The sequence below is a fragment of the Vibrio hangzhouensis genome (genome assembly GCF_900107935.1).
Taxonomy (GTDB): Bacteria; Pseudomonadota; Gammaproteobacteria; order Enterobacterales; family Vibrionaceae; genus Vibrio; species Vibrio hangzhouensis.
Map to the genome: position 1 here is coordinate 101436 of NZ_FNVG01000002.1, position 24350 is coordinate 125785.

Genomic DNA, 24350 nt, shown 5'->3' on the forward strand with positions numbered 1-24350 from the left:
ACCTTCATTCTCGTTGATGGCGATTAATCACGTTTTCCAGCGTCATGATGCCAAACATGATTTTTCTGACGAATGATTCTGAGCTACCAACAAAATAGAACTGAGGGTGACGCGACCATATCGCCTGAAGTTTTTTATCCAGTCGAGCCGCCTGCTCCGTCGATTCATTGCGAACCGGATTATTGCTGTTAATGTCATGACCGCTTGCAGCCGCTGATTCAAAGAAAATCACCGCATCATAACGCGCGACCTCAGTTTCAAAGTCTGAATCAATCACCTTGAAAAAGTCCTCTTCCTCACCCGGCCAATAAGCCAGACCATCCAACGATCCTCTGTCACACACCAGCAGCCTTTCTGGATATTGGAGCTTATACATCTCTTCAAGATTTTTTTGAAGCTGGTAAATGGTCTTCTGAACCAATTTAATGATTTCGTCGTCGTTAGTACGGGCAATCCCTTGCGAGAACAGCACCGTCGCAGCCTCAGGAACCACCGCGATTTTTTCGCATAACTCTCGCTGAAACAGATCCAGCGCCGTGGTTTTGCCACCGCCGGGTCCCCCTGTTACCACAACTTGCAACTGCTTTTTCATAGCGGCCTCTGCCTAGTGGTTTGTTCTATATAGAGTTTAGTTGAAGAACGGCATTTTTGAGCAGATTAGACGTCCGAAACGGAACAAACCTGAAACTCTCTTATTGAAGGCGTTTTTTTTGATAAATAGAACGAAAACTAATCGGCCCTGCTCTCAAGTACAACCCGACGACATCACTATTTGAATAAGGACGGGGGCTGCACCACTAGCTCTAATAAACGGTACACAGCAACCTCTGAGCATTCGTGGGTACTCACAAATCTAGAACAAGATTTCTTCCGGTAACATAGTTATAGGATGCTACGATGAGTTGAAGAACAATCTTTAGTTCTTCTTCATTCACGGGTGTGTAGATCATCACAAATCCTTCCCAACCCTTTCTTTTATCAGCCCAGGGGTGATGAACCGCCCAGCCTGCCTCAACCGCTTTAACCGCTAATGCTGGCGGCAGAGAAGCATGCAGGCTTCCATCAGGATGGACATGGGCAAACTCTCGACCACCAACGATTGCGTAGGGCTTGGCAAGTACAACATCGTCTGTTAGCCAAAAACCCAGAGCACCCGGTAATGAAATCACTGTGTTACGGACCTCAACGCCTGGAATTCGCGCGACGTGGGTAAGCAATGCGGTTGAAATCTCTGGATCTGGCTCGATGCCCAACTGTACATGCGGCACGCTATCTGTCGTCGCCGGTATCGGTGTAGCTTTCGCTGGCAGGTGTTCTGTCTCAGATGCCGCAGCTACCTGCATCATGAGAAATAAAGCAAGCACAGGTAATGTACGCAGTATATTAACAATATTCATGTTTAACTCCGCTATCAGATAATACATGTATTGCCGCACCGTCTATATGGGCAGGGACCACAACCAGATAACCCAACCTGCGGATACCACAACTGCGAAAATTAACAGAGAAATGCGGACTTCTATTACAATTTTCTCGATGGGTGGAAGCGGTTTACGACCATGAACCATTGCAGCGATCAGTGGTTCCTTCAACAAAAATTTATGAATCAGGACGGCGATGACGTGAAGTGCAACAATGATCTTAAGGCCAACCTCAAGCAAACGGTGGATAGTTCCACCAAACTCTCTAAGGTCAGCAGACACCAAGTGGTAGAGGGGCCCATTCCAAAGTATGTCGTCCGTTGTAACCAAACCTGTAAGCGCTTGAATGCCTAAACCAACTATCATTGCTATAACCATAATGGCTCCGGCCGGATTATGGCCCGCATAGTGGTTTGCGTGGCCTTTAACCACCTTCTGAAGGTAGTGCAGGGCTTGACGTGGTGATCGCACGAAATTGCTAAACCTTGCGTGATAAGAGCCCACAACGCCCCAAATAAATCGGAACAGAATAAGCCCTGACAGCAGATACCCAGCGAGCATATGCATCCTCATCCAGTCATTACCAATTTCACCACTGACGATCAAAAACAGAAACAAACAAACCAATGCCCAATGAAATATTCTGGTTGGTACATCCCATACTTTGGTGAGTGAGTGTGGATTGTTTTCCATACTATTTCGCTCTCTATAATAGAATTTGCTGGCATTGGTTTGGCTAGTGGAGACCATAGCCTGTCAGGAATTAATCGTCCGCTTTGACGAGTTTGTGACAGCCCTGACACGATTTACCCACTGCGCCTATGTTTTTTTGAAGCTCACTTAATCCGTTACCTGCATTTAACGCCAGTGCACCAGAAGCTTCAATCCAAATTCCATGTTTCTCCGCTACCTTGGGATATTGAGACCACGCTTCAGGCTTAGCATTGGTTGAAATCGCTGAGTTAGAATTATCCGAACCCACAGGCCACATAGCACCGTTATTCATTTGGGACGCAGCATGAATATTCTTGGCCAATGCTTCAGCCAGCTTTGCGTCGTATTCGCGATTACCTTTCGCCATATCACCCAGAATGCCAAGGTTAAATTTCAGCACCTGCATAAATGCCTGACGAGCTTCTACTTCTGCTTCAAAGGGTTCTGCCGCCAATGATTTGTTGCCAAAAGCCAATATCAAAACAGAACAGACAGTAACAAGGATCCTTTTCATACTATGAACTCCATATTCGTTCTTGTTAGTTGTTGTTTTTACTATACCCGTGCTAATTTGTAGGTAAATTCCTCAATTAAGCACAATGGATTTGCAAAAATGCACAACATTCGATGGGATGATTTACAGTATGTTTTGACTGTTGCGAACGAAGGCTCCGTCTCTGCGGCCGCAAGATCACTTGGTGTTAATCACAGTACGGTATTACGCCGACTAAACGCATTTGAACATCGTCATAAGTTACGAGTGTTTCACAAGCTACCAACTGGATACAAACTAACACTGGAAGGACGGCAACTACTCGACTCTGCCCTCTCAATCGAGTCTACCGTAAAAGCGCTGGAGCGTAAGATATTCGGTCAGGAAATGAAATTAGAGGGGACATTGCGATTAACAACAACCGACACACTGCTGCGCTTAGTCTTATTCCACCATCTGGCTAAATTTCATCAACTCTATCCACGAATTCAGATTGAACTGAATGTAACCTCTCGCCAGCTAGATCTTTCGCAACTGGATGCAGATGTAGCCATCCGACCCGCCAAGGAATTACCTGAATCACTCATTGGCATAAAACTGTCCAGCATCGCTTTTGGTGTTTATGGAGCACCAATTTATATCAACAGCCTCCAGGGGCAACATCCATTAGAGTCAGCAAACTGGCTAGGAATAAGCTCGGCAATGATACAGGGAAGTGCCTCACGGCAAATATCGAACAGCACTCCAGACGAACAGGTTGTTCTAAAAGCCGATTCCTTTGAGCCACTTGTAATGGCTGCTGAGCAAGGTATGGGACTGGCGTACCTGCCGTGCTTTGTTGGCAACTCTTCGGGGAGGTTGCAAAAAGTAGAAATGGAGATCAAACACAAGGGTACAGATTTGTGGATGATGACGCATAGTGACTTAGAAAACTCAGCGAGAGTAAAAGCCTTTTTCGACTATATGAAAGAAGCAATAAAACCAGAACGAACTCGTTTGGCAGGATTAAGTTAGTAAAAACAGTACTCATGAGTACTTTTCGACAATCCAAACATTCGCCTTAATCCTAATCTAGCGCCACGGGTAATACCCTTCATTGACAATAAACGACCTAAACTCTTTTACCTAATGGCGCGAAATGACAAGTTCTTCTTCGCCAAATATCTAAACTACGCCTCATCCAATTTTTCCATGAGGCACAAACACCATGCGTAACCTACTTCTGATTCTCGCTGCACTTCTACTACCTGTATCAGCAAGCTATGCAGACATCTCTATCAAAACAGATAACCTTGAACTTAGCGAAGACTGCGTAAGTTATGAGTCAAAGCACGTAAAAGTTGAATCAGAAGAGTGTGATAACAAGAACCATAAAGATAAAAAAAATCGAAGTGTTCACGGGGGAGATAACCCGGGTAAAGGACATGGAAAGAAAAAATAGCTTCTACAATAGCGACCACTGTTCGTCGAAGTGGTCGCGACCAATGACAATGTTGGCTTAATGGTTTCCACGGCGATAAATAGAGCCTAGTAACGCAAAAATACACACCAACACCATGGGTAAATTAATCAACGCTCCAGGTGCATCGCCAGCCGTCACCACTGGCTTATACATGCCAATCGCTAGTCTTCCTGCGTACTCGGCAATCATGATGATGTACATCAGTGGAATTAAGCTTCGATAGCGAATGGAAACCAAAAGATAGAGAAACGCAATCAGCAACTGCGATAACCCCCACAATGCGAAGACACCAATTATGGTTGATGCCGCCTCAGAGCTGAAAGCATCCAACGGTATCGTTGCAATACTTTGCGCACCGCCATCTGCGGCCAGTAAGTGATGCTGACTACGCCATAACGTGACAGCCGTCAGGAAGTAAAACAAATATTGGCTAAGCTTTGCGCCTTGATAGTGGTTATCAATGACTTTAGGGAAAATAGATTTAAAAACAAAACTCATTTCAACCTTCCTTTATTGAGTGTCAACAGGATCTTGGTTCAGTAACGTCTGCTCCAGCTTATTGACCCATAATCTTAGTATCTTGCGAATTTCTTCTTCTGGATCGAGGATATTGTCAAAACTTTTATCACCTGCAACGATATCAATTGCAGAAAACAGCGGCTCACCACTTTTGCTATCACTTATCAGTACTTCGACTCTGGCGGTTGTAACGTTAGTATGCTCCCCAGTGGTAAGCATAGACGCATATGAAATCGCTAACCCGATCGGTAATACCGTACTGGTTGTCGCCAATATCGAGTTTGGTGTCGATACATTACTCAGAGCAAACTGCACTGTTAAGCCACTCTTTTGACTACTCAACTCAGGGGCTGACGTGGGTGATTTATAGGCACCTAGAGTATCTTTGGCCTCCGATTCAAGGTAATTAGCAAAGGCTCTTAGCTGAACCTCGTCAAACTCAGAACCCTCGACTTCCAATCTCGTTGGAGCGACATAAAAACTAGAGTACGTAGAAAATTTGTCTTTTAATGTCCCATTATCAACGTATTTTTTCGGTATCCATACATAGCGCCATGAGGCTGAGTTATTCGTCGCATGATATTCAAATTCATTGCTCTTGGAGCGCTCTGGTGCCATGCTGCACGCGGTTAATGTTACTAAAAGTCCCATCCAAATGAGTGATCGCATCCTGCTTCCTATAGATTGCTGTCCAATATATTAGCTACTCTAACCGAGCCTCATCTTCGGGTAAGCGTTTAGAGAACGAATGGGTATAAATCTGGCATGAAATGTCCATTCAGAACAGGTCATTGAGTGTCACCGCACCTCGCCAGTTTTAAGAACTCCATGCCTCCAACTGATACGTATCGCAACGGCGATTTTATTCAATGCGTGTCCAAATCATGGTTTTCGAAAAAAATCCGGCTGTGACCTCTATCTGCAATGTGTTATCCACGGGCTTGATCTCCGCATCATAGTGTTTCGCTTTCTTAATCGCGTACACTTTGCCTTCATAACCATCTGGTGCTTCTACTATGGCCGACAATAATTGCGTACCTTCCAACTCCGCCTTGGACGGAGAGCTTGTCACGACTCCCTGCCAACGCCCTGATTCGGTTTGGCTAATTTCAATTTGTGTGGATTTATTTTCCGCCAACCATAGGCCTTCAATCGGGGCTGAATTGGCAAACGTCGTCACCGACCATAAGGTAAAAAAGAGTGTGACTAGTATTTTCATTGTAAAGCCCTTGTTTAATTTAAAATCGTTTCAAAAAGGGAGAGTGGCTCCCCCCTCCCATTAGTCCTTTCACCCACTAAAATTTGGGTTAAACCTCTACTCGATAGAAGATGCTGTACAGGACGGGAACAAATATCAGCGTCAGCAAAGTAGAGAAAATAAGCCCGGCAATAATGGCGATCGCCATGGTTTGCCACATTGCTCCCCCTGTTATGAGTAGCGGAATCATCCCTAGAACAGTGGTCAGAGTGGTAAGGAGAATTGGCTTCATGCGCCTCTTACCCGCTGCGATCAGTGCATCAATAGCACGCTTACCTGACAACAGTTCAATATCCACTTGTTCAAGTAAAACGATGGCGTTGTTAATCACGATACCCGCCAGCGATATCACGCCTAAGAATGTCATGAAACCAAAGAAGCTATTACCAATGTGTAGACCTGCTACTACCCCAACAAACGCGATTGGAATCGTTGATAAGATGATGATGGGCTTTCTAAATGAGTTAAACTGCGCCACCAGCAAACCAATAATGACAAACAGCGCCAGTGGCAGATTTTCACTGATACTGCCTGTCGACTTTTTCGACTTCTCTTCTTCACCGCCAATTTCATAGAAGATGCTGTTCGGCCAAGTTTGAGACTCTGTCTCCAACCAAGGTAAAATCGCATTCAGCCCTTCATTCGCGGTATAGCCAGGCTCCAACTGAGCACCAATGGTGACCGATTTGTAACTATTGCGACGATAGATCTTGGCGTTTTGCCATACGATATCGACGTCGGCAATGTGCGCGAGCGTCACGCTTCCCGCAGGAGTATAGATTGGCAGTGCCAAAATTTGTTCAACATTAAGTTCCTCACGCTCTTCATTAGAAAGCACGATAGGGATACTCAAGATTCCGTCACGAAACTCACTCAAGTTTTTGCCAACCAGTGACGTTTGCAAGCTAAGTGCGATGTCTCGGTTATTCACGCCTGCGAGCGCGGCTTTTTGTTGGTCAATAACAATACGGATGGTTTTGGTTTTTTGCCCCCAATCGTCACTCACATCCTTGAGGCCATCTATACTGGCTAATTTCGCCTTGACCTCTTGAGTAATCGCAAAGACCTTATCCTGATCCAAGCCATTTAATCGAATTTCAACCGGATTCAGAATCGCCGCGCCATTTTCGATAAGTCTTGTGGTCGCAATGGCATCTGGATGATTCTCGCTGATGTAAGACTCGATACGTTGCATCAGTTCAGGATTATCACGATAGTCGTGGGTGTTGATGATCCAGAATGAGTATTCCGGGCTCGACGTTCGAGAGCTGTGCGGTAAAATATAACGCGGGCCACCGTAACCTACGTACACCGTCCAGTTTTTGATACCTTGATTATCCGTATCTAATTCCTTGACGCTAGGCTTACCATGCGAAGGTTCCTTAGCTTGCAACGAAAATAAGAACTGCTCAATGTCCGCGACCATGGCTTGGTTGTGCTCAATGGACGTTCCCATTGGCATCGTCACTTCCATTTTGAAAAAAGTTCGCTCTGATGGCGGGAAGAAGATATTCGGTAACCACTTCATCGCTTGAAAAGCGAATACCGTTGCCACCACCATGGTCGCCACAGTGAGCCAGCGAAAACGGATAAGCCTGGTCAGTAATTTGGCATACCACGCGAGCTGGCTAGGTGACTCTTCCTTTACCTGTTTGGTTGGCTTTAAAAGCAGTACACAAAGTAGCGGGATCATCACTAGGCTCAACAGCCAAGAGGCCAAGAGCGTAATAGTTACGACCACAAATAATGCCCCCGTATACTCACCCATATTCGACTTTGCTAAAAAGATCGGCAAGAAAGCGGCGGACGTGGTTAAGGATGACGTTAGCAAAGGCAGTTTAAGCTCATTGGCACTCTCAATGGCTGCGACATTTTTGCTCACCCCTTGATTAATGCGCACCAGAATATTTTCCGACATCACAATGCCATTATCGACCAACATACCGAGTGCAATAATGAGCGCGGCAAGGGAGATCTGATCCAGACCAACCCCAATTTTAGACATCACCAAAATGGTCAGTAGCATACTGATAGGCACCAGTAGAGACACAATCAGCCCGGTTCGCCACCCTAGGAAAATAAACATCACCAAGCCAACAACCGTCATCGATTGCACTAAGCTTGATACAAATTGATCAACCTTGTCTTTCACTTCCTTGGGAGCAAAATTGACCTTGCTGATCTCCAAGCCAATAGGTAACTGACGAGTGAACTGCTCTACATAAGCGTCGACTTGTTCGCCCAAACGCACATTATTGCCGGTTTCAACCATAGCAATCGCAACGTTAACGGACGGCTTTCCATTGAAGTAGACTGGATTGTTGATAGGAAACTCGTACCCCGATTCGAGGGTGACCAGACTGTCCAACCTCACTGTCTTACCGCTACTTGGTAACGTCACCAAGGTACCTTTGATCTCATCCGGTGTGTTGTAGTTACCACTCGGCTCAATCGGTAAGCGCTCCTGACCAAAAACAACACTGCCGCCACTCAAGACAATATTCTGTTTCGACAAAATATCCGCGAGCTGATTGGGTGTTAAATCATAGGCCGCTAACGCATTGGCATCGAATTTAAGTTTGATTTGCTCTTGCTGTACGCCATGAAGGTCAACCTTAGCCACATCGTCAAGCAAGAACAGTCCACTACGAAGGTCTTCTGCTGTTTGTTTTAGTTCACGATAAGAAAAACCTTCACCGTGAATCGCCAGCACGATGCCATATACATCGCCAAACTCATCGTTAACCACAGGTGCTGAAACACCTTCTGGTAGTGTGCTCGCAGCGCGGTCTATCTTGCGACGCAATTTATCCCAAATAGGTTGTAGCTCAGAGTAGTCCTCTTTGATGGCGACGGTGAGTATCGACACTCCATTTTTAGATTGGCTCTTAACAAAGTCCAATTCCGCAAGCTCTAGCACCGCTTTTTCAAGCGGGTCGGTCACCAGATCCTCGACACGTTTTGGGCTGGCACCGGGAAACTGAGTAATGACCTGTGCATTTCGAATCGTAAACCCAGGATCATACGCCTCCGGGATCGTGTTATAGGCTTGGATACCCAAAAACGTCAACACCGCAATAATAAGCAGCGTGATGCGGCTGTTGTGTAGAGAAAAAGCAGTCATCGACATTATTTCGTCTCCACTCTTACCTGCTGACCGTCATGAACTTGGCTCACGCCGGCGACGACAACGCGCTCACCGTCCGATAATCCATCGACAATATTGATGCCTTGTTCACTGACGCCATCAACGCGCACGGTTCGCTTCTCGAGTACATTGGTTGTGGGATGTACTACGAACACATAATGCCCGTTGCCATCACTGAGCACAGTGTGGCTAGGCAATACCATCGAATGGCTTACACCAAATGCCTCAGCTTTGACCTTAACCGAAGTCCCCGTGAACAGTCTTCGCTCAGACGGGGGCTGCATCACTAAAGTGACATGGAGCTGCTGGCTGCTTTGCTGACTCACACTGAGCTCATCGACTTTTAGTGGGAATGGCTGTGAAAAGCCTTCAATTTCCGCGCTGAGTTTAACGGCATCAGCGGTTTGAATTTGCACAAACTGTGATTGCGGCACCGTGATGGTGATTTTGTATTGTTCAACGTCTTGCAAAGTGAGAATTTTGGTCGACGAGGTAACTTTAGAGAAGTTATCGATATAACGATGACTCACCACACCAGAGAAAGGAGCAAGCAAAGAGGTGTACTCAACATCTTTTACACTTTGCTCAAAAGCGGCTTGCGCTGAAATATATTGGGATTCCAACGCATCCAAGTTCGCCTGGCTAATGGCATTTTTATTGATAAGTGTCTGTGCTCGCTCGTATTCTGCTTTTGCTTGTTTCAAAGTGGCGTTACGAGACTTTTTATTGATCAGTTGTTGGCTATTATCCAGTTGAGCTAACAGTTGTCCTTTTTCGACTTTTTTCCCCGATTTAATGGGCAAATCTGTCAATTCACCTTGGATTCTAAAGTTCATATCGATGGTTTTGTTCGCCTCGAGAATCCCAGTAAAGTGCCTCACCTGATGCTGTTTCTGACTTACAACCAAGGTTTTCACCGGTTTGATTGGCACAGAAGTGACTTCTGGTGCTTCATCTTTGTTGCAGCCAAATAGGCTCAGCGCGACTATCAGGGTAGTCAGTCCATTTTTATAACTGTGTGGCACTCTCATTTCATTCAACCATTGCAGCGACATTGATGAGTCATAGTAATAGGCTGGGCCTGTCGCAAAATGGTAAAATGTACGAGTGGGTCTATTTCGGTCATGAGTGGGTCAACACAAGAAGCTGGTTCGCTTATACTATCGTTACCCCATGCCAAGAGTGCCTATTTTGAAATCCCAGTTATTGGACCCCATGCTCACAAAGTTACAGTCGCTCAACTTATCTTTTTCAAGACAAGACTTACTCATACTGGTTATCTGGCCACTCATTAACTCAATTATCATTTGCGTGGCTGTCTACTACGCGATGACCGTGCTAAACAAGCCTCACGCTGCTGTTTATGCGCTTCGTGCGCTGTCGGTCATTTTTATGGTTTGTGCCCTGTTTTGGGCATTCCGACGCGTTTTTGATGCGACTAAGTTTGGCACGGTTTATCGTCACAAGCTGATACATCAGATTTTCATCAATGTGGCACTGGTTTCACTGGCTATTGCGATCACATCTGGCGGTCTGCCCGTTATACAAACCTTTGATACGGTGACTATATTTCAGCTCGTCCGGTTAAAGCTGCTCACCTATTTAAACTTGTTACTCCAAGTCGTCATTTACACTATGGTGGTTCACAGCTGGCAGCTAAAACAAAAAGCATTAGAGTTAGAAATGTCGTTAAAGGAATCTGAGATTTCTCTATTGCGTATTCAAACCAACCCACACTTTCTGTTCAACACGCTAAACCTGCTGCACAGCGAGATCCCTGAGCGCCCCGAGCTTGCTCAAGAGCTTATTTTTGAGCTCAGTGACTTACTCAGGGGCACGATTGCTATCTCTGACAAAAAGCGAATTTTGCTCCGTGATGAGGTAGAACTGATTGAGCACTATTTAGCCATTCAAAAAGCGCGCTTTACCGAGCGATTGCATTTCTCCATCGATATTGGCGAAGAGAGTCAAGCGCTGCAAATTCCACCAATGCTGATCATGCCGCTGGTAGAAAACGTGATTAAGCATGCTATTAGTAGAACCATTGATCCGATTCACCTCGACATTAAAACTCGCTATGCAAAAAGTGAGCTTTGCATAACTGTCTGCAACAGTTGGCCGGAACCTACAACGCCAACATTTGAAGCAGGCAGTGGCCACAACAATATTATTGAAACTTTGAATTTAGAATACGACGACGCCAGTTTTTCGATGAATTTTGCTGACGGCATCAGCTGCGCGCAAATCACCATTCGTCATGGCTTTTAGGGAGAATACTGTGTACCGAGTGCTACTCATTGATGATGAACCTGCAGCCACTCACGCATTAAAGCGCAGTTTGGCCTCATTTAGCGAGATTGAAGTGATTGGCAGTTACAACAACCCGCAGCAAGGAATTGAGGCAATTTGCCAACAGACACCTGACATTGTGTTTATGGACATAGAAATGCCAGGATTGGATGGGTTTATGGTCGCTAAAGCTACGGAACATGTACCCTATCACTTGGTTTATGTGACTGCATATTCTGAGCACGCATTGAACGCATTTGAAACCAAAGTCGTGGACTATCTATTAAAACCCGTTCGCCAAACCAGACTTGAGCGCTGTTTTGAAAAGATTAAATCCCTTCCACCTCTGGTATCACCTGCTGTAGAACCTGAAATTCTAGTCAATGATGGCAAGACAACCTACAGGCTCACCGAAAGCGATATCAGCTACATAGAGAGTATCGGCCGCTACCAACAAGTTAACCTAACTTCATCGGGACAAAGAAAATTTCAACTGCAAACCATAGTGACAGAAGAGACTATGACAAACTTTGAAACCGAGTTAGGCCCTGAGCACTTTTTGAGAGTGCACCGCAGCTTTATAGTTAACGTGAGTTTGATAACGCAAATACAGCGCGAGGCCAGAAATACTCTCATTTCGTTAAGTGGTGTCGGTCAAAGTATCCCGGTAGCGAGGGCTAAGGTGTCTATAGTCAATGAGTACTTAAAATAGCGTCCAACAATGACTTCTTGATAAATGGGTGTCCCATCACTTCCTTAATGGCGGTTCACCCAATTTGCTTTCCTTAGCAGGCACAGTCCGAGACACACCTACTCAGCCGATGAGATAGCATTATTAATATAGATTTTTCGCAAAATCCCAGCAATTTCACCTGGTTCACCAGAGCCAATTTTGTGGCCATCGATCTCAACCACTGGCCAGACAAAGGTGGTTGCCGAGCTTACAAAAGCTTCAGATGCCTTATAGGCCTCTTCAATAGTGAAGTTACGCTCTTCTATTATGATCCCAGCTTGTTCGGCCAATTGCAGCAAACTTTTCCTGGTGATGCCATGTAGAATAGCGTCACTGAGCGGGCGTGTAACCAGAGTTCCGTCATTAGTAACAATATAGGCATTGTTGGAACTACCTTCTGTCACATAGCCCTCTTCCACCAGCCATGCATCATCAGCTCCCACATTGAGTGCCGCCTGTTTAGCCATGCATGGCGCTAAAAGACCAACGGTTTTAATATCACGTCTTTTCCAGCGAATATCCGGCAACGAGATTACTTTCATGCCTTTTGCAGCCTTTGGGCTGTCTAACAAAGCGCGGGCTTGGGTAAACAGCACTAACGTCGGCTTGGTATCCACAGGATAGGCAAAGTCACGGTCGCCAGCATTGCCCCGGCTAAGCTGAAGGTAAACCCCACCTTCTTCTAACTGATTTAATTTCACCAATTGTTTCTGAATTTGTGTCAATTGCTCAGCACTTACTGGCAAAGGCAACTCCAGCTCTTGACATGAGCGTTCCAGCCGAGCCAAGTGACCAGCATTATCAACCAACTTTCCGTTTAAGACAGCGGTTACTTCATATACAGCATCGGCAAACAAGAAGCCTCGATCAAAGATAGAAATCTTTGCGTCAGTTTCCTTTACATATTCACCGTTCAAATAGACGATGCGTTCCATAATTATTTCCTCAAATCTTTCTCAGGCACACTAGCATTTCATGACAATGCATTAACCCCAAAGCTGGGGCCGAAAAGGCTGCATTGCTTGCTGAATGAATTTAAAACCGTTTTCCCTGTCTTTATCTAGCAATAAGGGACCATCTAAATCAACAACCTGGGCCCCCTGAGCAACCACAAATGCCGGTGCCATCGCCAGTGACGTGGCAAGCATACAGCCAACCATGACCTGAAAACCTTCTTTTCTGGCTTCGTATTTCAGTGACAGAGCTTCAGTCAGACCACCGGTTTTATCCATTTTGATATTGACCATCTCATATCGCCCTCGCAACGCCGGAAGGCTTTTTCGGTCATGGCATGACTCATCGGCACACAAGGGAATTGGGTGTGGCAATTCGGCCAGTACTTCATCATCACCTGCCGGCAGGGGCTGCTCTATCATGGCAACATTCAGCTTGACCAGTTCAGGAACCAGCTCCTGGTATAGTTCTGGAGTCCAGCTTTCATTGGCATCAAGAATAATTTTAGCTGTTGGTGCTCCACGACGCACAGCTGCTACCCTTTCCAAATCACCTTCCCCGCCCATTTTCAATTTTAAAATTGGAAACTGTACGTTATCTCGAGCAGCTTGCTCCATCATGTCTGGAGAATCTAACGAGAGGGTGTAAGCACTGACTAAAGGTTGCGGCGGATAGCGACGTAATCGCTGCCAGATAGATACCCCAGCGGCTTTACATTCCAAATCCCACAAAGCACAATCCACGGCGTTACGTGCTGCCCCAGCAGGCAGTATCTCTTGTATGCTAAAGCGATCTAATCCCGCTTCTAGCAGAGGAACCAGCGCTTCAAGCTGGCTCAGAACACTGGTCACCGACTCGCCGTAACGACTGTAAGGAACACATTCCCCCCGGCCTACAACACCGCGCTTTTCCAACTCGACAATCACCACATCGGCTTGGGTTCGACTACCGCGAGAAATGGTAAAACTGCCACGAATTGGCCAACTTTGTGTATAGAAACGGATTTTCATACTACCTCCGTACGGGCTTAACCCAACTTCTTCACGATACGACTCATGCCCTGACGGAAAGGATCAACGGCAGGTAACTCAAGTTCGGTTTCAATGTTATCCAGCAAGCTCATTGCTTCAGCCTCATCAAGTTGAGAGGTATTGACCGAAACACCAACGAAACGTACATCTGGGTTAGTCAGCCTGGCTGTCGCCAGATTCGCTTCCATACATTCTTTAAGATCTGGCACAGAATAATCTGCCAGTCCACGCATATGAGTTCGCGTAGGCTCATGACAAAGCACTAATGCATCAGGTTGTGCGCCGTGAATAAGTCCGGTCGTCACACCCGCAAATGATGGATGGAACAAAGAGCCCTGACCCTCTATGACATCCCAGTGATCATCGGAATTATCAGGAGAAATGGTTTCAACTGCACCAGCAATAAAGTCAGCAACGACACAGTCAACACTGACACCACTGCCACTAATTAAGATCCCAGTTTGGCCCGTGGCTCGAAAATCGACATTCATGCCCTGACTGCGCATCTCCTTTTCGATCGCCAGTGAGGTGTACATCTTTCCACAAGAGCAATCGGTACCCACTGTCAGCAAGCGCTTGCCTGTTCGCTTGCGACCATTGGCAACCGGATAAGTCTGCGTAGGGTAACGGACGTCGAACAGTTGACGGCCATTGGCCTTTGCACACTCGGTTAGAGCAGGAATATCGTTCAGGCGATTATGTAGACCAGATGCCAGATCCATCCCGGCTTCCAATGCCTCAACCAAAACGTCCAGCCATTGCTCGGAAATCACGCCTCCACGATTGGCCACCCCTATTACTAATGTTTTAGCTCCCGCTTTTACTGCTTCGCTAATACTCATATCTGGTAGACCACAATCTGCCTGGCACTCAGGCAAGCGGAATTGACCTACACAATACTCCGGATGCCACTGTTTAATCCCTTGTGCCACTTTAGCCGCTAGTGGATCGGCAGCATCGCCAAGAAATAGCAAATAAGGTTTTTTAAGGTCCATATCAAAATCTCCTACAACATATCACTAATTTTTTCTGCCTGACTTAGTTTCAAGCAAGACTCATTCATCCGTTAACCCTACGCCAGCAAAAATCGTGACAACTTTGCCATTTTTGCAAAATTTTTTTCTACTCGATGACTTACATGCATGTCAATCTCACCACTCCATGTGAGAAATTACAGACTATTACTCTGGAAAATCATCAGTAACAGCGAACGCACTGAATCGGAATTTAATCCCTTATTTACCATTAAATTTAGAATATAAACCCCACCATATATCAGCAAATTATAATCCTATAAATAGCCAATTTCTTAGTAAACACTACTTCAATAAATCAAGTAAATTCCGCTCAAATCAGCGCAAAAAAATGTCTTTCAATAATTTGGATTCAAATGGAAATAACTACTGCTTTTTCTCTCTTTAGGTAACTAGTGGTTAATTTTCTTTTTAAACAGCCAGTTGCAAGACACTCTCAAGCTGCATCAAATGCACTTCAATGATGCACCTGCATCCAATTAGTGCGACTCATATCTTTTCCGGCAATTTATATCAATGCGATTTTTGTTGTGTGTTATCTACATTTAACCGATAAACAGCGCTCTTCAAGTTAAGAATTTGTATCAAAACATAAAAGATTATCCATCTACAATAGTTATAAATCATGGAATTTTCATACAATCCAAGCACTTCTTGATGCCAATTTATTTAGCACACGTACTTTTCAACATGAAACATATTATTAACCTTCCCTGACTGTTCAGAGGTTTTATTTATATCGTTGTTATTTCTGGTCTGCTTATTGCTCTATTGCCATAAACAAGAATTCAAAATCTATATGGAGGTTAGTTGATGGATTCGATCATTGAGCTTATAGAGCAACTCAATAGCATTGTATGGGGATGGCCAATGCTGATACTCATTTTGGGTGTCGGTATATTTCTAAGCCTGGGGTTAAAGCTAATGCCAATTTTGAAGGTAGGCAGTGCGTTTAAACTCATGTGGCATGGGAGAAAGTCCGAGGGCGAAGGCGAAATTCCACCATATCAGGCATTAATGACAGCAATGTCAGCCACTGTGGGTACAGGTAATATTGCCGGCGTCGCTACCGCCGTTTTTATTGGTGGACCTGGTGCACTATTCTGGATGTGGTTTACGGCTTTGATGGGAATGGCGACCAAATATGCGGAAGCCGTACTGGCGGTGAAATACCGCGAAATTGATGAAAACGGTAGCTTCGTCGGTGGGCCCATGTACTACATCAAGAATGGTATGGGCAAAAAATGGGCATGGCTGGGAACCTTGTTTGCCGTGTTCGGTGCCATAGCCGGTTTTGGTATTGGTAACACAGTACAGGCGAACTCTATTGCTCAAGTGCTGGAAGCTAACTTTGATTTCTCTCCTTTTATTGTTGGCCTTGTAGTAATGGTGGCCGTTGGTCTGGTGCTGATTGGTGGTCTAAAAAGAATTGGTCGCTTTGCCGGTGCGCTTGTTCCTTTTATGGCGATTGCCTATATGTTGAGTGGTCTGTTGGTTCTGGCTCTCAATATTGACCAACTGGGTAGCGCTTTTTCGCTGATTTTTACTCACGCATTCTCTCCCGCTGCGGCTGAAGGTGGTTTCGCAGGCGCTGCTGTTTGGATGGCTATCCGTTTCGGAGTAGCACGAGGCGTATTTTCAAACGAGGCCGGTCTGGGCTCAGCACCAATTGCCCATGCCAGTGCGCAAACCAACGATCCCGTTCGTCAGGGGTTGATCGCCATGCTAGGTACTTTTCTGGATACCTTGGTGGTATGCACCATCACTGGCCTTGTGATCATTATTTCCGGCGCCTGGACTTCAGGTGAATCCGGAGCAGCATTGACGTCTCTGGCTTTCGCAAACTCATTGCCTGGTTGGGGTAACTATATCGTTGCCATCAGCCTGGCCATCTTTGCCTTTACTACAATTATCGGCTGGTCACTGTACGGTGAGCGCTGTGTTGAATTTCTGTTTGGTGTCAAAGCTATCTTTCCATACCGTGTCCTATGGATTCTGGCTATCCCTATCGGGTGTAGCCTGAACCTGAGTTTCGTATGGCTGGTAGCCGATACCCTTAACGCTATGATGGCCATTCCAAACCTAATCGCCTTGGCGGTATTAAGCCCTGTGGTATTCAAACTCACCAAATCCTACTTTGAAACCAAACAAGGCCAAGCACTGAAAGTGGGTAACTAACCCCGCTCAACACCGCGCTGACAACACTTGTAACGTCCTTCATGTGTTATCGGCGCGGTAATCCTTACCACTATATCCGATCACCACAAACAAAATGGGAGTGCGTATGATAACTGCTGAAGCTGTTATTGATCTTCAGGCTCTACGCCATAACTATCAAATTCTGCAAGCGTGCAGCCCAAACAGTAAACTTATCGCCGTCATCAAAGGGGACGGCTATGGTCATGGCGCCATTAATATCGCCCATGCCTTGCCAGAGGCGGAGATGTTTGCCGTGTCTCGCATTGAAGAAGCCGTATCACTCAGATCCGAGGGGATCACAAAACCGATACTACTACTGGAAGGCTGCTTTTGTGCCGAAGACTTGGTTATCGCAGCGGAACAAGGCATGCAAACGGTTATCCACCATCCAGAGCAGCTCGCTGCCATAGAGACGACTCCACTAAACAAACCCATTAAGGTGTGGATTAAAGTTGATACTGGAATGCATCGGCTAGGCGTTCATCCTGCTGAGGTTTCAGACTATGTGACGAGGCTCCAATCGTGTAGCCATGTCTATGGCGAACCTTGCTTTATGAGTCATTTTAGCTGTGCCGACGAAACCGATGCTGATACCACTTTAAATCAGTTGCAATGCTTTAATGCTCTCACCCAAAACTATCCAGGCGAAAAATCAATAGCCAACTCTGCGGGAATTTTATACTGGCCCGACAGCCACCTAGACCGCGTTCGTTCGGGCATCGCCCTCTATGGCATTTCTCCCAAGGGAGACGAGCCGTGCGAACGTGAATTGACGCCAGTTATGACGCTGAGATCCAAGTTAATTGCTGTTCGGGATCATTACTGTGGCGAACCTATCGGTTACGGTGAGACCTGGAGTTCTTCTCGCGATACCAGAATTGGCGTTGTAGCCATGGGGTATGGCGATGGCTACCCGAGGCTGGCACCAGAAGGTACACCTGTTTTTGTCAATGGTCGAATCGTACCTATTGTAGGCAGAGTCTCTATGGATATGCTTACCGTGGATCTCGGTCCCGGCGCAGAAGACAAAGCGGGGGATCCCGTCGTGTTATGGGGGAAAGAGTTACCAATTGAACAAGTTTCTCAGCATATTGGGACCATCGCTTACGAGTTGATGATTAAGCTAACAAAACGAGTTTACAAGCGCTATCTTCATCCCTCTTAATCACAAGATCACGCGCCCAATCAAGGCAAATAAAAAAACGCGTAAACACCAGAGTAATTACGCGCTTTTAAATCGAGCGTAGTAAACGCCCTATGTCACGTTGTTACCACATCAGGTCATCAGGTACCACATACTGTGCGTACGGGTCATCTTCTTCGATCACTTCTTCTTTGGTGTCATTTTCAATCACAGTCTCCGCGTCACGTTCTGCGATTTTCTTCGCAACTACCGTTGGGATCACGGCGTAGCTGTCTTCAAGACGTGCAATAGAAAGAATACCTTTACTGAGTTGGTCACGGACTTCCTGAGTCACGTACAGTGATTTCACCAGCGTACCATCGGTGAAGTTGTATTTGATGTCACCATCACCATGCGCGATGGTGTTGAGTGTAATCAGCTGCTTCACCTGAGCTTTGATTTCTTTGCTCAATTTTTCTTCGTCACGCTGCTTGTTCAGTGCTTGATCGCGCTCTTTTTGTGCTGCTTTGCTTTCTTCAACGGCCGCTTTTGCTTCGCGCGCTTGAACTCGTGATTTTTTCGAACCTTTCTTGGCTTTTTTCAGTTTCTTCTCGTTGACCAGACCTGCTTTTAGCATCTGCTCTTGAAGGCTTAGTTTTGACATGGAATGCAATCCTAGTTTGTTCTCACAATTGTTGGCATGATCCCAAGAAATTGAAGAGAGGGCAAGTCCAGAAGCCAAACGATCCGACAAATAAGCATACTGATTTGAGATCACGTCTGACACTATCCCTTTTGTGGCCACTGTCATTTTGTTATATGTTGGTATCTATAAAATAACGAAAAATCAACAAACTAATGCTTTTAGAACTGTCTCAAATCGCAATGCTGTTCATCGCTGGTATTCTGGGTGGAATCTTAAATTCGATTGCCGGAGGCGGGAGCTTTATTACCTTTCCTGCCCTATTGTTTGTCGGCATCCCTCCGATCATGGCCAACGCAACCAATACGTTCGCCGCCTGTGCAGGCTATGTCAGTGGTACTTATGCCTTCAGGCGCGAAGTTTTAAAAGATCGCTCAAATCTGGCTAAGATCGTACTGCTCAGTTTTGCAGGCGGTATCACCGGCAGCTTTCTTCTTATTCAGGTTTCCGAACAGCAATTTGTGACCGCCATTCCCTGGTTACTGCTCATTGCAACCCTGTTGTTTATCTTTGGTGACAAGATTAATGACCGCCTGAAGAACGTCAGCAGCGACGCAAAACTCGGATTACTGGTAACTATGATGTTGGCTTTGTTCTTATTTGGCGTCGGGGTATTTGGTGGCTTTTTTAATGCCGGCCTTGGCGTGATTGGTCTGAGTTATCTTGCAGTGGCAGGTTATCGGGATATTAATCTGATGAACGGACTGAAGCTGTTGATTTCCACCTGTGTATCCGCCATCGCCATCGTGCTGTTTATTGTCAACGGTTTGATCGACTGGTATTCGGGCTTTGCTGTCATGCTCGGAACACTAACCGGGGGCTATGTGGCCGCTCATCTGTCACGAAAAGTACCACAGGCCTATGTGAAAGGCTTTGTCACTCTCAGTTCAGTCGTGATCACTGGCTATTTCTTTTATTCTACCTACGTATAACAACGATGGATAATGCGCTGTAAACCCATCCCCCTCTAACTCAGACAACCACAAATCTAAGATGTTTGCGTTTAGAGAAATAGCCATAAAAAAAACCGAGCTTTCGCTCGGCTGGGGTATATCATCGCTTGGGAAGAGTCGATGAAATTCAAGACAAATGCGGACGCACCCGCATTATCTATTAAACAATACGCAAACCGCCCTGAGCGATTGCAAAACGACGTGCACGAGTGAACGAGTACGCGTTTGTGATACCTTCGCCCGTAGGACCCGCGATAGTGAACGTTGAAGTACCTTCAGCGTTGTAACCTACACCAGATAGTGTTGGACCGTTGTGAGCAAAGATAGTGGTGTTGATAGCACGACCGAACTTAGTGACGTTCTCAATGTTACCAGAGTAGATACATGCAGAGTGCTTGTTACCGCGCTCAGCAGCAACTGCGCGCTCAATAGCTTCGTCGATGTTCACACAACGAACCACTGGAAGTACCGGCATCATCTGCTCTACGTGTACTAGTGGGTGATCGTTCTCAACAATCATAACCGCTAGACGAGTTTCTGACTCAACACCGATAGACTTAAGGATCTCGCTGGCATCCTGACCTACGTGTTGCTTAACTGGGTGCCATACGCGAGCAATTTCTTGCGCAGTACATGGCTTAGCACCATCGATTTCGTCCATAGTTAGAATTTCTGAAGTCAGCTTCTCAGCTTCGTCAGCAGTCAGCACGTATGCACCAGCAGCTTCAAGCTTGGTAAGGAAATCTTCTGCCACTGAATCTTCAACAAAGACTTCTTTCTCACCGATACAAAGCAAGTTGTTGTCGAAAGAGGCACCGCCATATACACCAGCCGCAGCCAGATCTAGATTCGCAGATGCGTCAACGATAACAGGTGGATTACCGGCACCAGCGCCTACACCTTTCTTACCAGATTGTAGGATTGCTTTCACAAGGCCCGGACCACCCGTGCCAACTAGCATATTTACGAGTGGTGACTTAGCGATTTCGCTTAGTGTTTCTAGCGTTGGCTCTTTCACCATAGTGATTAGGTTAGCCGGCCCGCCTGCTTCAACGATCGTTTTGTTAAGAAGATCAACCATTACCGCAGAAACTACTTTAGAAGAAGGGTGAACGTTGAACGTTACCGCGTTACCAGACGCTAGCATAGAGATCGCGTTGTTAACGATAGTTTCAGTTGGGTTAGTGACAGGAGTAACTGCACCGATAACACCATAAGGTGCACGCTCTTCCAAAGAGATACCGTTGTCTCCAGACCATACTTTAGTCTCTAGAACTTCAGTACCTGGGGTTTTCAATGCAGCCAATTGGTGTTTAGCCACTTTTTCTTCAACTCGGCCTAGTTTGGTTTCTTCGCGAACCATCTTTGCAAAGTCTTCTGCACGCTCGAGAACAGCACCGCGGATAGCAGTCAGGATAGCTTCGCGACCTTCTTTGGTAGAGTTCGCATAAAATTCCACCTGAGCTTTGTGCGTCGCTTCAATCGCAGCTTCCACTGTTGCGAATACACCTTGAGCGTTATTGATATCAAAAGACATAAACATTACCTCGTTTAAATTTAAGTGACTAACTCACTGTTATTGTTCATTCGGATCATCATCGAGTGTTTCTCACGATGCCCTGAGAAAGTGACGATAATTTAACCGAGCACCAAAGCATGGTAACGTCACTCAGTGTCAATAAAATTGAATGAAAGGTAACAAAAACGTGAACCAAAACACGGCGCGTTACTTGACTAACATTGATTTGGCTTATGTTTGATGTGAATTCTGTCAACAAGATCACAAATACTGGCGTGGACTGGCATGAACGATATAGAGAGTGCCGACAGAGAGATACGTAAATTACTGTAACAGGTTACTGAAAACCAGTAACACATTAAATGACATAATTATTTTTGCAACCTCAGCGTAACAATTAGCCACCTTTAGCGTAAGATATTTTGACTCTGAGTGACGTGCTCACTTTTTCATCCCTGACTAATCTAGGCCTCAGTTAATTATTTCCAGACTTTCCACTCGCTAGAGGCCAGATATGAAGTATCAAGATCGTTTAGAAGAATCCGTCAATCACCTGAGCTTTGTTCTGCAAGAACAAAAACAGCTGCTTGCTGAACACAAGGCTAATCAAAACTATGCTGAGCGTCTGGAGAATATCCTGACCCCTACTGACGAACTCACCACCCAAGGCGACGATCTTTATATCGGTGGCTGCAAAGCAACCGACCTTATCGAGCAGTACGGAAGCCCGTTGTTCGTCCTGAGCGAGGACACGCTTCGCGGTAACCTGCGTCGCGTGAAAAATGCTTTTGGTTCTCACTGGCCAAAACCTGTCAACGTCATGTTTGCCATCAAATCCAACACCAACTTCGCCGTACGTGCGATTTGTAATGAAGAAGGTGTCGGCGGCGACTGTTTCGGCCCTGGAGAAGTGGAAGCCACACGTATTGGCGGCGCCGATCCTAAGACCATCGCGCTGAACGGTACGGTAAAACCCGAACTGGCTATTCGCAAAGCGATTGAGTACGGCTACGCGATTCACCTTGACTCATTCGAAGAGATCGAAATTGTTGAGCGTATCGCTCGTGAAGTGAAGCCAGCAGAAAAAGTTCGTATCGCCGTACGCTTGAAAGTACTTCCAGAAGAGTTCTTTGATAACTTTACACCTGACGCCTACCCATTCCCTGACTTCAAGGGCGCAATGAAATGGATCAAGTTTGGCCTGCTAAAAGAAGAAGCCAAGAAGATCGTTAATCGCGTTAAAGAAATTGATCTCTTTGAATTCTATGGTTTCCATACTCACTTGGGTCGTTTCTCTAAAGACCCTGCTGGCTGGGATGCACTGTATCGTCAGTATGCACGTGACGTCATCGAAATCTCTCGTGCTTGTGATGTACAACCATTCCAGGTTGATCTCGGCGGTGGTTGGCCACGTGAGCGTGAGCCAGAAGGTCGCAGTGTTGAAAACCTGATGAACCCTAACACCATCGAAGACTACGCAAAAGTTGTATGTGCGGGAATGCTAGATGAATTCAATCGAGAAGGATTTGAAATCCCTCAGCTATGGCTAGAACCAGGCCGCTATATCGCTGGCAACATTGGTACTCTGCTTACCTCAGTTTACGTGGTAAAAGAAGACCAGGAAATGGACTACAGCTATACCATGGTCGATGCATCAACCTACCTTGCAGTATTGGTTGAATCTCAAGAGTCTAAAAACCCGGTTCTGCCTGCGAACAAGATGACTCAGCCGCTGCTCAACAAGACAACAGAGATTGCTGGACCTATCTGTATTCCATCCATCTGGGAAAGTGGTGCACGCATGCCGAAACTTGAGCCAAAAGATGTGCTCGCAATCATGGATGTCGGTCATTATGCTGAGTCTCAGGCAAGCCAGTTCAACTCATTACCTCGTCCCGCAACCGTATTGGTCAAAGATGGCGAAGCGGAGCTTATCAAACGTGCTGAGACGGTAGAAGATGTGTTTGCAACACAAATTCTTCCTGAGCGTTTGAAGCCTACTGCGCCAGTTAAAAAGCCGGCGGCTAAAAAAGCACCTGCGAAGAAGGCTCCAGCCAAAAAGGCACCCGCAAAGAAACCAGCGGCTAAAAAGCCGGCCGCGCGCCGAGTTTCACGTCGCAGTGCTGATAAAATCTAAGACCTAAAGTCTAAGACATAGAGAACGAACCTCAAAACTCCTGCTATCAGCAGGAGTTTTTTATGTCTGGATATATCGAAAAGTTAAGTTGATTCGGGGCTCAACCTGCCGAGCAGTTTTAGGGACACAATGCACCCAGTGACGTTGTAACTCTCCGGCCATCACCAATAGACTTCCGGAAGGCAGATCTAACGTGATTTTTTCCTTGGACCTACGGTGCTTCAATAAAAATCGTCGCGTTGCACCAAAGCTGAGTGAAGCAATCACTGGGGTAGTTCCTAATTCGGGTTCATTGTCACTATGCCAGCCATTAGAATCTTGTCCGCTTCGATATAGGTTCGCTAAAACCGAATTAAACGATGCCTCAGACGCCTGTTCGCATCGACCTTTTAACTCCTCAAGGCTTGGTGTCCAAGGTAAAGGATCTAAGGTTAAATTGGAGTACTGATAGCTTGCGTCACCATACCACGCTTGCAATCTCGGTATAGTCACCCACTTACCGAACATCATGATCTTATCTTCGCGCCATTGAAGTTCGCTATTTAGAATGCGAAACCACTCCATTGATTCGAACACATCAATAAAATCGGGCAACCATAGCAGCCTGCCGTCCGGTACTTCTGTCCAACTCCCTTGTGCTAATTCCATAATTAAAACTCA

At 46.0% G+C, this 24350-nt stretch carries 23 protein-coding genes; 8 read left to right on the forward strand and 15 right to left on the reverse strand.

The features are described 5' to 3' along the window. Positions 1 to 4 precede the first annotated feature (4 nt). The 4 genes from C4S60_RS02280 to C4S60_RS02295 form a co-directional block, all read right to left on the reverse strand. Entirely contained in the window at positions 5 to 592 is a 588-nt protein-coding gene (locus C4S60_RS02280; RefSeq protein WP_103878708.1) for an AAA family ATPase, read from the reverse strand. Between the two features lie 253 nt (positions 593 to 845). Continuing rightward, positions 846 to 1397 (reverse strand): luciferase domain-containing protein, encoded by a 552-nt coding sequence (locus tag C4S60_RS02285; RefSeq protein WP_103878972.1) that lies wholly within the window; start codon positions 1395 to 1397, stop codon positions 846 to 848. Positions 1398 to 1439: 42 nt separating this feature from the next. Next, positions 1440 to 2114, reverse strand: coding sequence for a cytochrome b/b6 domain-containing protein (locus C4S60_RS02290; protein WP_160111319.1), 675 nt, complete (start codon positions 2112 to 2114; stop codon positions 1440 to 1442). Between the two features lie 70 nt (positions 2115 to 2184). Further along, on the reverse strand, positions 2185 to 2649 hold the full coding sequence (locus tag C4S60_RS02295) for a c-type cytochrome (protein WP_103878710.1): 465 nt from the start codon (positions 2647 to 2649) through the stop codon (positions 2185 to 2187). A 99-nt stretch (positions 2650 to 2748) separates the two neighbouring features. On the opposite strand from C4S60_RS02295, the gene C4S60_RS02300 reads away from it, so the two are divergent. After that, positions 2749 to 3642 carry a LysR family transcriptional regulator gene (locus C4S60_RS02300; RefSeq protein ID WP_103878711.1) on the forward strand — a complete coding sequence of 298 codons (894 nt, stop codon included), beginning with the start codon at positions 2749 to 2751 and terminating at the stop codon, positions 3640 to 3642. A 193-nt stretch (positions 3643 to 3835) separates the two neighbouring features. Then, on the forward strand, positions 3836 to 4069 hold the full coding sequence (locus C4S60_RS02305) for a CG2 omega domain protein (protein WP_103878712.1): 234 nt from the start codon (positions 3836 to 3838) through the stop codon (positions 4067 to 4069). 57 nt (positions 4070 to 4126) lie between these two features. Here the strand turns inward: C4S60_RS02305 and C4S60_RS02310 are convergent, their stop codons facing one another. From C4S60_RS02310 to C4S60_RS02330, 5 genes are all read right to left on the reverse strand, one after another. Continuing rightward, positions 4127 to 4588: a hypothetical protein gene (locus tag C4S60_RS02310; RefSeq protein ID WP_103878713.1), complete on the reverse strand. Its 462-nt coding sequence runs from the start codon at positions 4586 to 4588 to the stop codon at positions 4127 to 4129. 12 nt (positions 4589 to 4600) lie between these two features. Next, a complete protein-coding gene (locus C4S60_RS02315) occupies positions 4601 to 5278 on the reverse strand; it encodes a DUF3313 family protein (RefSeq protein ID WP_103878714.1) in 678 nt (225 codons plus the stop codon). Between the two features lie 193 nt (positions 5279 to 5471). After that, the gene (locus C4S60_RS02320; protein ID WP_103878715.1) at positions 5472 to 5828 is read right to left on the reverse strand and encodes a DUF2147 domain-containing protein; all 357 of its coding nucleotides are present in this window, start codon (positions 5826 to 5828) and stop codon (positions 5472 to 5474) included. Positions 5829 to 5916: 88 nt separating this feature from the next. Further along, complete coding sequence (locus C4S60_RS02325; protein ID WP_103878716.1) at positions 5917 to 8997, reverse strand: efflux RND transporter permease subunit; 3081 nt, start codon at positions 8995 to 8997, stop codon at positions 5917 to 5919. Beyond that, on the reverse strand, positions 8997 to 10070 hold the full coding sequence (locus tag C4S60_RS02330; RefSeq protein ID WP_103878717.1) for an efflux RND transporter periplasmic adaptor subunit: 1074 nt from the start codon (positions 10068 to 10070) through the stop codon (positions 8997 to 8999). Before C4S60_RS02330 ends, C4S60_RS02325 begins: the two co-directional genes overlap by 1 nt. Before the next feature lie 160 nt (positions 10071 to 10230). Here C4S60_RS02330 and C4S60_RS02335 point away from each other — a divergent pair, with 160 nt between their 5' ends. Beyond that, positions 10231 to 11283 (forward strand): sensor histidine kinase, encoded by a 1053-nt coding sequence (locus C4S60_RS02335; RefSeq protein WP_160111320.1) that lies wholly within the window; start codon positions 10231 to 10233, stop codon positions 11281 to 11283. 10 nt (positions 11284 to 11293) lie between these two features. Beyond that, positions 11294 to 12016: a LytR/AlgR family response regulator transcription factor gene (locus tag C4S60_RS02340; RefSeq protein ID WP_244183001.1), complete on the forward strand. Its 723-nt coding sequence runs from the start codon at positions 11294 to 11296 to the stop codon at positions 12014 to 12016. A 98-nt stretch (positions 12017 to 12114) separates the two neighbouring features. On the opposite strand, the gene C4S60_RS02345 is transcribed toward C4S60_RS02340, so the two are convergent. The 3 genes from C4S60_RS02345 to dgcN are packed head-to-tail and all read right to left on the reverse strand — an operon-like array spanning position 12115 to position 15017. Beyond that, the gene (locus C4S60_RS02345; protein WP_103878719.1) at positions 12115 to 12972 is read right to left on the reverse strand and encodes a D-amino-acid transaminase; all 858 of its coding nucleotides are present in this window, start codon (positions 12970 to 12972) and stop codon (positions 12115 to 12117) included. A gap of 51 nt (positions 12973 to 13023) precedes the next feature. After that, entirely contained in the window at positions 13024 to 14001 is a 978-nt protein-coding gene (gene dgcA / locus C4S60_RS02350; protein ID WP_103878720.1) for an N-acetyl-D-Glu racemase DgcA, read from the reverse strand. A gap of 17 nt (positions 14002 to 14018) precedes the next feature. After that, entirely contained in the window at positions 14019 to 15017 is a 999-nt protein-coding gene (gene dgcN / locus C4S60_RS02355) for an N-acetyltransferase DgcN (RefSeq protein ID WP_103878721.1), read from the reverse strand. 852 nt (positions 15018 to 15869) lie between these two features. Between dgcN and C4S60_RS02360 the strand changes: the two genes are divergently transcribed. Together C4S60_RS02360 and alr are read left to right on the forward strand one after the other, a co-directional pair. Beyond that, positions 15870 to 17234: an alanine/glycine:cation symporter family protein gene (locus C4S60_RS02360; RefSeq protein ID WP_103878722.1), complete on the forward strand. Its 1365-nt coding sequence runs from the start codon at positions 15870 to 15872 to the stop codon at positions 17232 to 17234. Positions 17235 to 17340: 106 nt separating this feature from the next. Beyond that, positions 17341 to 18420 carry an alanine racemase gene (alr, locus tag C4S60_RS02365; protein ID WP_103878723.1) on the forward strand — a complete coding sequence of 360 codons (1080 nt, stop codon included), beginning with the start codon at positions 17341 to 17343 and terminating at the stop codon, positions 18418 to 18420. 103 nt (positions 18421 to 18523) lie between these two features. Here the strand turns inward: alr and C4S60_RS02370 are convergent, their stop codons facing one another. Next, positions 18524 to 19042, reverse strand: coding sequence for a DUF2058 domain-containing protein (locus tag C4S60_RS02370; protein WP_103878724.1), 519 nt, complete (start codon positions 19040 to 19042; stop codon positions 18524 to 18526). 194 nt (positions 19043 to 19236) lie between these two features. Here C4S60_RS02370 and C4S60_RS02375 point away from each other — a divergent pair, with 194 nt between their 5' ends. Next, a complete protein-coding gene (locus tag C4S60_RS02375) occupies positions 19237 to 20013 on the forward strand; it encodes a sulfite exporter TauE/SafE family protein (RefSeq protein WP_103878725.1) in 777 nt (258 codons plus the stop codon). A 181-nt stretch (positions 20014 to 20194) separates the two neighbouring features. Here C4S60_RS02375 and C4S60_RS02380 read toward each other — a convergent pair whose 3' ends face one another. After that, the gene (locus C4S60_RS02380) at positions 20195 to 21571 is read right to left on the reverse strand and encodes an aldehyde dehydrogenase (RefSeq protein ID WP_103878726.1); all 1377 of its coding nucleotides are present in this window, start codon (positions 21569 to 21571) and stop codon (positions 20195 to 20197) included. A 496-nt stretch (positions 21572 to 22067) separates the two neighbouring features. Here C4S60_RS02380 and C4S60_RS02385 point away from each other — a divergent pair, with 496 nt between their 5' ends. Further along, complete coding sequence (locus C4S60_RS02385; protein ID WP_103878727.1) at positions 22068 to 23690, forward strand: diaminopimelate decarboxylase family protein; 1623 nt, start codon at positions 22068 to 22070, stop codon at positions 23688 to 23690. A 60-nt stretch (positions 23691 to 23750) separates the two neighbouring features. Here the strand turns inward: C4S60_RS02385 and C4S60_RS02390 are convergent, their stop codons facing one another. Next, on the reverse strand, positions 23751 to 24338 hold the full coding sequence (locus C4S60_RS02390) for an alpha-ketoglutarate-dependent dioxygenase AlkB family protein (RefSeq protein WP_103878728.1): 588 nt from the start codon (positions 24336 to 24338) through the stop codon (positions 23751 to 23753). Between the last annotated feature and the right edge of the window lie 12 nt (positions 24339 to 24350).